Origin of the sequence: Caballeronia mineralivorans PML1(12) (genome assembly GCF_001028175.1) — a bacterium.
GTDB classification, from domain to species: domain Bacteria; phylum Pseudomonadota; class Gammaproteobacteria; order Burkholderiales; family Burkholderiaceae; genus Caballeronia; species Caballeronia mineralivorans.
In genome coordinates this window covers 1-10,815 of the sequence record NZ_AEJF01000197.1, presented here as the reverse complement: position 1 = coordinate 10,815, position 10,815 = coordinate 1, and the positions used below count along the sequence as shown (strand labels likewise).

Genomic DNA, 10,815 nt, shown 5'->3' with positions numbered 1-10,815 from the left:
TGCGTAAACCTCTCGATTTACACGGCTCGTCCCAGCCATTCTCCCGCCACCTCGCGATGACAGATCGACGCGGAAGGTAGATGCTCATCCCGGTTTCCCGGTTGGCGATAACCTTCTCTGAACTGAGTCATCCCCTTCGCTCCATTCTCATTACAAGAACTTCAACACTACTACTGGATGATCCGCCCCCTGCATGTGCATCGGTACTTTCCCCCTTCGTGGATCCCACTTATAAGGTTTTCCCTTGGCATCACTTGAAGAGTTCCCAAGTTCCGTATCTGAGCCTGAATTAGAGTCACGCCACCTATACACCGGACACCACGTAGCCAGTAAGCAGGTTGCCGCCACGCTGATCCCGGGAGAGTAGTGTGCCCCCGGTTTTGATGTCATCTGTAAAGGCGTTTCGATGCGTCATCGGTGGTTCACTTGCGTTCGTCTCTCTAACCCATACATGACGTGTTTGATCACGCCTTTTAACCGTAACGTTCACCACCGCAGCGTTTCCGACTGAAGCAGCTTACGGCTGTTTGAAACCTGCGCCTGCACGCCGGCTTCGGAGGGCCTTCCTCCATCTCAGGTACAGCATCGTGTCTCAAAGAATGCAAACACGTTCATGGCACAACACCACCACGCCTTTTGAACGCAGCAGCACCGGGCGGTTTGGAGCCTGCTCCTGCAAGCCGACTCCGGGAGGCCAACTCCCATCTTCAGTACAGCACCACAAGCTTTCGCTTGTGTTCGTGACACTCCTTCGTCGAGGTGCCACTTATCGCCTCGGGCTAGCGCAGTAGAGCGTATGCGTCGGGCAATGCCCAGGCCGAACTTTACTGACCAGCGTCGCACAGTCTCGTAAGTGAGTTCAATGCCGCGAGCCGCCAGCAACTCCTCGACCATGCGCAGACTCAGCGGAAAACGGTAGTACAGCCACACCGCGTAGCTAATCACGTCGGGCGGGAACCGGTATCCCGAATCGGAGATAGCGTCGTTGGCAGGTGCGTTTTGCTGCAAGTCGGTTCGTTTCATACCTGCAATTGTCGCTGCATTTCCGGCAACGTGACAATACCGGGCCATGACCGCTTGCAGGTCGCTGTCGCCGTAGCTGCAGTAGCTGCCGATCCAGTCGACGCGGCATCCTTGAGGCGCTTTGGCATCCACACGGAAGCGTTGCAGGTGCAAGGTGTCGCAATCGGCGAAACCGGTAATGAAGGTATTCAGCGCGCGCAGAAAGCGGGGCGTGCCCACTACTTCGATGACGGGCGCGAGCGCCGACGCAAAAGATCCGGCGAAACCGAGTGTAAGGTTTGGCGATGAGTCTGGGAGGTTCATAGTCGCGTTGAGAGTGAAACCTGTTGTGACTGCTTCTTCAAGTGTGGAAGCGGCCCATGGAATTGCGCCAACTTTGGCTAAAGTAATAGCCGGAAAAAATGCCTTCGGCAAGCGCGGACGGCGCGTTTGGCGGCCGAACCTCAGGAGTCTTACCTTGGGTAAGTTTGCTCAGGATTGCTTGACATAAATATCAGCAAAGCTTGACCCCAGATTCTCGTCCCTACCTATTCAGGCTCACCCGCGTTCCACCGTATACAGCGAACAGCTTGTGTCTGCGGCGCGTGCCAAGAATGCCCGGATCGGGAGCGAGTTGCTGGACGCTCGGCGAATGCTGCCTCGGCCTGTCGGCCACAAATGGTCGTATCGACAGATTACGGCTGCTGCTGAGGCCCTGATTGGTCATTTTGCCGAGGTCGCTAACGGTTATCCGGATTTCCGCTTGTAACGCCGCAAAAGCACGTGGTGCATAAGCCGCGCTCCGACTAGTCCGTCCACGGATATTGCAGTGATCTCGGTCACGCCATCGCGGCCTCGCTATGTGTGCGCTTAAATTCGCGCTTACAGAAATACCACCGAACAGCGCAGTTGATGACCGGCGCGGGAAACCGACGACCGTGATACAGCGATTTTGGATTCCTCATCAGACGATTTTACGCGTCCATCCCGACAACGGGACAAAGCCTTCGTGAGTCAGTTCGTGAGAGGCCTTGACAATTTGCTGCTCACAGAAGGAATCTAGCGTCTCCGGAAAACCCGGGGCGCTTCCCCTCTGCATGTCGCATGCTGTAGGCAGACAAGATCCGGTACAAGGTGACGCGGGACACGCCAAGTTCCCGCGCAGCTTCGCCCACGCGCCCGCGATTCCTTAACAACGTCATTTCGATCGCCTTCCTTTCTCCCACTTCCCGCGCCTGCGCAAGCGACATTGGGATGCATTCCGCAAACTCGCCAAGTTCCAGATCGCGCGCACCGATCAGCCTCCCTTCGGCCATCACGATCGCCCGCCGCACGCGGTTGATCAGCTCACGCACGTTGCCAGGCCAGCAATAGTTATGAATTGCGGCGATCGCATCGGGTGCAAACCCGCGCAGACGCCGGTTTGCGTCCTTTTCGAAGCGATCAAGCATTTCTCTCGCCAACAATTCGATATCCTTGCCACGTTCACGCAGCGGTGGTTCATCGATTTGCAGTACGCACAGACGGTGATACAGGTCAGCACGAAACCGGCCTTCGGCCATCGCCGTCTGCATGTTGACGTGGGTCGCCGAGACGATGCGCACATCCACGGGTATGGACTCATGGCCGCCCAGGCGCTCGATCTTGCGCTCCTGCAGGAAACGCAAAAGGCTTGCCTGGCTCTCCAGCGGCAAGTCGCCGATTTCATCGAGGAACAGCGTCCCGCCATTGGCCGCTTCCACGCGGCCGATCTTGCGCTGGTTTGCTCCGGTGAAGGCACCGCGTTCGTACCCGAACAACTCGGACTGCAAAAGATGCGGGGGAATCGCCCCGCAATTGATCGCAACAAACGGCTGGTCATGCCGCACCGAACGCGCATGAATGGCCGCCGCTGTCAGTTCCTTGCCCGTTCCCGATTCGCCTGAGATAAACACCGGCGCGTCGGTCGCTGCCACCTTGCGGATCGCACGGAAGAGCGCAAGCATCGCATCGCACGAGCCGATCATTTCGCCCTCCGCGTCGCCATCGCCCTTGCCGTTGCCGGCCTCGCGTGCGGCGCTGTCACGCAGCGCCGCCATCCCGTAAGCGTGGCCCAGCGCATTCAGAATGCGCTCGCCCGGCGCCGGGATCGTGACATAGTCAAAGCAGAAATCGCGGACGAGCCGTCTGATAGTCGGATCTTCAAGCTGCTCAGGCAACAAGAGCGCCAGCCAGCCCACTGTCTTTATCGATAGCCATGTTTCAGCCAGACGAAGATTGGCCAGCACGTCTCGCGTCGAGAAATCAAGCAATCCACCACTGGGCTTCGATGAGAAATTCCCAGGTTCACGATCCAGTTCCAGAGTTTTGACTGTCCAGCCGCGCGTATCCAGGAGCGAGCGAAGTTCCAGCGTCAACGGATTGCCAACGGAAAACAGATGCCTGAGAGGTTGGGAAGAAGTAGCCATGAAAGTCAAACCGGTTAGTTAAAGCGAACATCGCCATCAAACGCTGCTGAGCTAACCGGGCAGGCGTTGAGGCGAACACGGCGCCGGTGTCATCGTCACTCGCATCCACAATCGACGAGTGCCTCACACAACCACCGGCGTTGTTCATCAGAACATCGATCTGGCTGAAGGCCGCACGCACCTCCGGCACGAATCAGTCGACTTCGACGATCTCGCACACGTCCGCTTGATACGACCCCGCGCGGCCGTGGGCCTCTCATATAATTTGCATTACTTATCGACCTCTTCACCGCTGCTGCAATCGCGGACTACCACGGACGCGGGTAATTGCCGGACACCGGAGCCGCCGCGGCGCCGATGCCAACGCCCGCTCCCGTCCCCGTGATCACAACGGTCTTTCCTCTCTCAGGCCCTGGATTGCACCTTCGGTGATTCACGAATGCTTCGCGTCAAGACCTCGAATTGCTTGAAAAAACGGATGAGACAGTTCAAAAATTCCTTTACCGCTGATCCATCAGCGAGTCCGTAGCGATTTGCGCTCTGGAAATGACCATCTGGGCTTTCGTGGATACAGGCGTCAGCGCGAGGCCAGGCGCCGTCAGCCGCCTTGTCGTCGGCTGCGGCCGATATGCGGGCTTGCGCACGATCGGCTATCCGGGATTTTCAGAATTCGTTATGACCGTCGGAAGCCACGCGCGATCGAATCGGCAGTCGTTTTCCCCGTGCAATGCGTGTGGTCCATTTTTTCCCCGTACATCATTTTTTCAGAATGGCGCCGAGTATATGGATCCGGGCCGATCTCATCTGTCGCACAAATGCGCTACATCAAGCGCCTCCTCGAACGCTGGTAGAATTTTGTCCTTATGGATCCGACCTCCATCAGCCCAGAACCTTTCTCCATCCACGTCGCCATCGTCGAGGACGACGCTGGCTTCGTCGATGCGTTGAGCAAGGCTGTGGAGGGGGCGCCGGACATGCGGTTGACGGGTGTCGCGGGTTCCCGTGCCGGGGGACTCGCGCTGCTGGATGGTCCACCGGCGGACGTGCTGCTGGTCGACCTGGGGTTGCCCGACGGCTCGGGTATTGACGTAATTCACGCGGCGGCCCGGCAATGGACCGCCTGCAGCATCATGGTCAGCACCAATTTCGGCGACGAAACGCACGTGATGCGTTCGATCGAAGCCGGCGCAGCCGGCTATCTGTTGAAGGACAGTTCAGCCGCTAGGATCATCGAGGAAATCCGCAGCCTCGCAAGCGGCGGCAGTCCGATCAGCCCGATTATTGCCCGGCAGATCCTGGCGCGCTTCCGGCAAGGCACTCCCCTTAGCCCCCTAGCAAGGAGCCTGCTCCGGTTTCTTCGCCGCTGCTGTCAGCCCGAGAAAAAGAGGTACTGAATCTGATCACCAGGGGCTTCACGACACAGGAAATCGCGAAACTGATGGAGTTGTCCCATTTCACCGTGCGGACCTTCGTGCGGCGCATCTACAGCAAACTCAAGGTCACCTCCAAGGCGGAGGCGATCTATGAAGCCAGAACGCTGGGACTATTGAACGACTAGGGAGCGTTGGGTATGTGCTGCGTCGCTTACAAAACACGACGGAACGTTGCCGCAAAGGGAATAGCGTGATCCACCGTCCTGCGCGTTTCCCTGCCAATGCGATACTCGTTTTTTCCGTAACCTTGCTAATCGCCGTAGGTGTCTGGTACACGGGTACGGGCGGGGCCAAATCAACAGGGGGAGCAGTCCATTTCACACAGGCTGAATGGCAAAGTACCGATGCACCGGACTTCAGCCCCCCGCCAACGGCGTTTGAAAGCCGCACGTTGCCCGGCTCGCGGCATTACGTGACGCTTCCCGCCCAGTTGCCCGCAAACACTCCGCGATCCACCCCTACCGCCCCTGACATCCGCACCACGTGGATCAGACTGTCCGCGTCAGGAGTGCGCATCCCCTCCGGGCGGTTGGCGCTGTATGTCAGCCGTATCAAGACTGACGGCACGATCGCGATGTATGTCGATGGCCGGCTGGTGCAGCGTGCGCAACAACAGGGCCCGCTGTGGAACAGCCTGTTCACGCCGCTGTGGGTCGCGCTCGATCACGGCGTCGGCGACGCGCCGCTTAACGAGATTCTCATCCGTATCGAACATACACCAGAGAACCCGGTGGCGTTGTCCTCGCTGTGGTTAGGGTCCGCCGATGCGTTGCGGAGCCGCTACTACATGCGCCAGTGGCTGCAGCGCGAACTGCCGGCCACGCTCAGCGCGTCGTTCCTGGCCGTAGGCATCTTCGCGTTATTCGTGTGGTTCAGCCGCCGCCGCGAAACCGGCTATCTGCTCTTTTTCAATCTCGCCGCCACCTCTTTTGTCGGGCACCTGCACTATTACGTCAACCTGCCGATCACCAGCGACTGGTTTGCGTGGCTCACGATCAACTCGCTGTTCTGGCTGATCCTGGTCGTGCATTTTTACCTTTGCCAGATGCATGGCCGGCCGCTCAGGGGACTGACCTGGACCCTGAGCGGCGTCATCCTGCTGATCACCGTGCTGACGCTGCCTGTCGTCGCGGTATTGCCGGTGCTCCCGAGTACTCCCGTCATCATTCCGCTCATTTACGCGGCCGCCCTGGTGATGGCGGCCACGGTCGGCCTGGTGGGCGTGCTCAGCGCATGGCGCCGGTCCCGCGAAGCACGACTGGTGGCCGTCGGCGTGGGCATCTGCGCACTGCTGGGCGTGCCCGACTGGATGTTGTACAACAACGTCATCAATATCGAGGGCTGGTTTCTGGGCGCCTATACAAATGCCGTTACGTTCGGCATGTTCGGCCTCCTGATGTACCGGCGCTACGTCAATGCCATCAGCGAGTTCGAGCGGATGAATGCGAACCTTGCGCAGCGCCTGAAAGAACGCGAAGCCGAACTCGAACTCAGTCACCAGCGGCTGCGCGAAGCGGAGCATCGGCAAACCATCAGCGATGAACGCCGGCGTTTGATGCAGGACATGCACGACGGGCTAGGTTCGTCGCTGATCAGCGCAATCCGCTTGGTGGAAACGGGTGACGTAAGCGACGTCAAGGTTTCGCAAATCCTCAAGGCTTGTCTCGACGATCTGAAGCTGACGATCGATTCGATGGAGCCCGTCGAAGCCGACCTGCTGCTGTTGCTGGCCACACTGCGCTTCCGGCTGGAACCCCGGCTGGAGGGAACCGGCATCACGCTGTTATGGGAGGTGCGGGAGCTGCCCACGCTATTCTGGCTCGATCCCAGCAGCGCGTTGCACATTCTGCGCATCGTGCAGGAAAGCATTGCCAACATACTGCATCACACCCATGCGAGCGTGATCCGGATGAGTACCGCAGTGGAGACGGCGGGCGTAGAGGTCATCATCGAAGACAACGGTCAGGGCTTCGATGTTGAAACGGTCCTGTGCACAACCTCGGGACGCGGCCTGCACAATCAGATGCGCCGTGCCCGGGCTCTCGACGGTAGAGCTACCTGGCACTCGGAGGCGAGAGGCACACGCTTCACACTCTGGCTTCCATTGGAACGCAGCGCCCACGCGGCACAGACAAGCACATGACTCGCAATGAACGAGACGTGGAGGTAGACGAAAAGCTGTGGCGTGGCGACGTGCCGACGTACTATCACGTCAGGACGCCGATGCCTGAGTGGCTGACAAGCACTACAGACGGACCGGACAGGTGAACATACGAGTCCTTGCGCCGACATTTTCGTACTGTTCAAGGTTGCTCCAACGGACACGCGTCTTGCAAAGATCGAGGAAGTTATCTCGAACCAAACGGGGCACCCGGCAACCCTTCGATCCTCGACGTCAATAGCAGCAAGCGCGATGCTGAAGCGCCTTGACACGCCCCATTGGGGATATACAATCTCCTTCATCAGGTATCGAAATCAGGAATAGCGATGTTCGTACTTCGAGGCAAACTGTCACCCTCGGCAAAGCCAATGATGCCTGCGTGAGCAATTTCTTCGCTAACCTTAGCTTATCCTGTGCGAGCTATCCGACGGGGAAAATGAGATGGAGGGCACTATGCTGGGTTCAGAGTGGAGAAATCACGTCCTAGCTCGTACTGAAACGCTGTGCCCTGCCTGTGAGTCGGTCAACGTGACGATGGGTGCGTGCGCCATTGGCAGCACTCAGTCCACCAAGAGTATGTCTGCGAAGACAGCCAGCACGAGTTTACAGCGCTTTTTGCGCTGACCGGATGTTATCGTGGACACCCAGATCTATAGCACAAATCCGATTGAGCGCCGGCGCAACCGGAACAATATTAAGGTACGTTGATGGGCAATCAAACCAGCCAGCTGCTGCAAGTGATCGACGACGAAAAGGCGGCGCTCGATGCTGCGCGTCCGTTGCCTCACTACACCGTCGCGTCCTTGGGCGAGAAACTGCGACTCGAGTGGATATATCACTCGAACGCGATTGAGGGCAACACCCTCACACTGCGCGAAACGAAGGTGGTTCTCGAGGGTATCACTGTCGGCGGAAAATCGATACGCGAGCATTTCGAGGCGACGAACCATCGCGACGCCATTCTCTATCTTGAAGACGTCGTCGCGAAGAAAGAGGTATTGTCGGAATGGCAGATCCGAAACATTCATCGGCTCGTGCTGAAGGGCATTGACGACAATGAGGCTGGCCGGTACCGACACGAGAACGTCGCGATTGCCGGCGCAAGTACGACTCCGCCGGATTTCTTGCATGTTCCCGCAGAAATGCACACGCTCTTGGAATGGTACAAGCACGCCGGCGCATTGCATCCGGTTGTGCGTGCGGCCGAACTGCACACGCGGTTCGTGAAGATCCATCCTTTCGTCGACGGGAACGGCAGAACTGGCAGGCTTCTATTGAACTTCGAGTTGATGAAGGACGGCTACCCCCCTGCTGTCATCAGAAAGGAGGACCGGCTGGCCTACTACGACGCCCTGGACAAGGCATGCGTGCGCGAAGACTACGGCGACATCACACAGCTTGTCGGCGAGGCCGTGCAGCGCTCGCTAGAGACGTACCTGACCGTGCTCGGATTGCGCAAGGCACACCATCAGGCGATAGTGCCGCCCGCGCCGGACATTGAACCGTAACTCGAGGGCGGCGCCGCGCGTCGCGGGATCGGTATCCATGGCACGAACGAGAGAGCGTCCCTGAGTGGCGGCTGACCTGCTCGCCGCCGGCCTCGGATCACAGCTTTACGTCTATTGGGTACAGGTAATATCGACTACGTCAGCAGTGGTGACGGCGTTCTGTATCGTCGCGATCCTGTGGTGCCTTCTTTGCTGGAATTCAGCAGTTCGGACACTTCTGCGGTTCAAAGAGCCGCGTGTGGAAAGGCTGACTTCCTCGTTGATCCAGATGACTCGAGGAGTCGTCATCAGCCTAGCGCTCTTTCTCGCGACACTCTTCATCGAGCGCAGCAGCTAGCCGCGGCACGGCCTCCTCGCCCAGCCAGCACCTCTCTTGGACCGTCACTGGAAACGAAAATGGCACCCCGGACTCAACCCGCGTCGCCTACGCAACAGGATCTCTTGCGCGACGCCATGGAAACACTTGGCATGACGCGCGCAGAGTTCGCTGCGCGCCTGAGTGTGCCCCCTCGAACGCTAGACAAATGGCTTCTACCAGAGGAGTCGACCGACTTTCGAGCCATGCCAGAAATGGGTAAGGCGTATGTGAGGGAGATCCTGCATTGGGACGGTCAGAGCAAGCCTGGAAAGGGCGCGTAAGAGAAATCACTGCTCAGATCGACGGTTGCTCTTTAATATCCCCATTGGGGCATATAATGAATCCAACGCGCCACCAAACGTAGAGCTGCCGACCGTGCCAATCAACCCGTCCGCGCTCGATACACTGTTAGATGGTGATATCTTTCAGCGGATTAATCTCCAGGTACTTCGCCACACCCTGATCGTCAACGTCTTGGACGGCTGTGCTGTTTCATTACCCAAGCTGCAGATGAGCGGGCCTCCCGGGGCACTGATGCTAATGGCAGGAAGGGGATGCGATGCGCGACTACTCGATGTTGCCGAATGTGTTGAAGCGACGCTCCGCGATTTTCTCTTGGATGACGCAGCAGCTTGCGCAGGCAGTCTGATTCAGCTACCCTCCGGCGACATCTCATAGACAGCCCGGATGCTCGCTCTCATGATCTTGCCGCCTCTGAACACACTTCAGGCATTTGAGGCCGCCGCCCGCTATTCGAGCCTTTCAAAGGCGGCCGAGGAACTGAACGTCACGCATGCGGCGATCAGTGGCCAGATGAAGCGCCTAGTGGTGAGTAGCCCCGGGGAGTTTCACCCCGAGGCTCTCGCAGAACCGGACGTGAGGCTCGCACCTCATCCGGCTCCCGTTACCCAACCTCGCGCCGAGCGATACGCCAGTGAACGAACAACCGCGGAGCGAGGTCCATCATCTTGCCGAGCCATCGCACACTACGCTGCTTTCGCCGCCGTAGTGTCTTGTATTTGCGTCTGGCCCACTGTGCAAGCTTCTGGTCTATATAGTGGAAGAGCTTTCGCATCTCCGACCTATAGAACGCCCCATAGTAGTTCCACCACCCTTGTATCGTCGGGTTGCATAACTGCGCGATGTCCGCAAGCGTCGCCGGCGTCCGGCGGTGAATCCGCCAGCCCCGCACCACTTGCCTCATCCGTTTGAGCGCGTCGCCACTCACCGCCGGCAGGAAGCCGGTAAATAGCCGGTTGTGTCGACTGCGCGCCCCCCTGGGCCCGAACGTGAAACCCAGAAACGTAAATTGCACGTTCGGAAAGGCACCGGTGCGCTTGCTGTCCTTGCAGTACACGATTTTCGACTTCTCCGGATGCATCGTCAGCCCACATTCCTCCAGCCGTAATGCAATAGAGCGCATCACCGCTTCAGCCTGCGCCTGGGTGCGGCAGTGAACCACCGCATCGTCGGCGTAGCGCGCGAAGGGACATTGTGGATACGTCCGCTTCATCCAGCTATCGAACCCGTAATGCATGAACAGATTCATCAAGATTGGACTGACCACACCACCCTGTGGAACACCTCGCGTCCGGGACAGTTTCGTTCCGTCCGCGATTTCGAACGGCGCAGTCAGCCACCGCTCGATGTACAACAGGATCCAGTCCTCCCTGATGTGGCTTCGCACCGCCTTCATCAACAACGCATGATCGATCTGATCAAACGCCGCCTTGATGTCAAACTCAACAACCCAGTCATACTGCCAGCAACGCTTGCGCGTCACAGCAATCGCCTGTTTAGCCGACTTGCCCGGCCGGTATCCATAAGAATCTGGATGAAACACCGGATCGAGTGTCGGCTCGATCATGAGCTTGACAACACTTTGAGCAATTCGATCAGACACGGT

General features: G+C 58.4%; 5 protein-coding genes and 4 pseudogenes. 5 read left to right on the top strand and 4 right to left on the bottom strand.

From position 1 onward, the window contains the following. Window positions 1-744 precede the first annotated feature (744 nt). From EOS_RS47800 to EOS_RS33630, 3 genes and pseudogenes are all read right to left on the bottom strand, one after another. Window positions 745-1,023: pseudogene (locus EOS_RS47800) on the bottom strand (IS6 family transposase); the annotation flags it as partial. A gap of 866 nt (window positions 1,024-1,889) precedes the next feature. Then, window positions 1,890-1,967, bottom strand: a pseudogene (locus EOS_RS49565) (IS6 family transposase); the annotation flags it as partial. A gap of 81 nt (window positions 1,968-2,048) precedes the next feature. Continuing rightward, the gene (locus EOS_RS33630) at window positions 2,049-3,449 is read right to left on the bottom strand and encodes a sigma-54 dependent transcriptional regulator (RefSeq protein WP_082163609.1); all 1,401 of its coding nucleotides are present in this window, start codon (window positions 3,447-3,449) and stop codon (window positions 2,049-2,051) included. Between the two features lie 863 nt (window positions 3,450-4,312). On the opposite strand from EOS_RS33630, the pseudogene EOS_RS33625 reads away from it, so the two are divergent. From EOS_RS33625 to EOS_RS45045, 5 genes and pseudogenes are all read left to right on the top strand, one after another. Next, window positions 4,313-5,007 (top strand): annotated as a pseudogene (locus EOS_RS33625) (LuxR C-terminal-related transcriptional regulator). Window positions 5,008-5,072: 65 nt separating this feature from the next. Continuing rightward, on the top strand, window positions 5,073-7,025 hold the full coding sequence (locus EOS_RS33620) for a sensor histidine kinase (protein WP_047896535.1): 1,953 nt from the start codon (window positions 5,073-5,075) through the stop codon (window positions 7,023-7,025). A gap of 725 nt (window positions 7,026-7,750) precedes the next feature. Further along, complete coding sequence (locus EOS_RS33615; protein ID WP_047896534.1) at window positions 7,751-8,551, top strand: Fic family protein; 801 nt, start codon at window positions 7,751-7,753, stop codon at window positions 8,549-8,551. A 396-nt stretch (window positions 8,552-8,947) separates the two neighbouring features. Further along, complete coding sequence (locus tag EOS_RS33605) at window positions 8,948-9,190, top strand: transcriptional regulator (RefSeq protein ID WP_047896532.1); 243 nt, start codon at window positions 8,948-8,950, stop codon at window positions 9,188-9,190. Between the two features lie 406 nt (window positions 9,191-9,596). Then, a pseudogene (locus tag EOS_RS45045) lies at window positions 9,597-9,722 on the top strand (LysR family transcriptional regulator); the annotation flags it as partial. 91 nt (window positions 9,723-9,813) lie between these two features. Here the strand turns inward: EOS_RS45045 and ltrA are convergent. After that, window positions 9,814-10,815, bottom strand: a 1,002-nt coding sequence (ltrA, locus tag EOS_RS33600) for a group II intron reverse transcriptase/maturase (protein ID WP_047896531.1), incomplete at its 5' end; no start/stop codon positions are given.

Bases quoted from the DNA above. Each gene is read 5' to 3' on its own strand.
- EOS_RS33630 (WP_082163609.1), bottom strand. From the start codon at position 3,449: ATGGCTACTTCTTCCCAACCTCTCAGGCATCTGTTTTCCGTTGGCAAT.
- EOS_RS33615 (WP_047896534.1), top strand. From the start codon at position 7,751: ATGGGCAATCAAACCAGCCAGCTGCTGCAAGTGATCGACGACGAAAAG.
- EOS_RS33605 (WP_047896532.1), top strand. From the start codon at position 8,948: ATGGCACCCCGGACTCAACCCGCGTCGCCTACGCAACAGGATCTCTTG.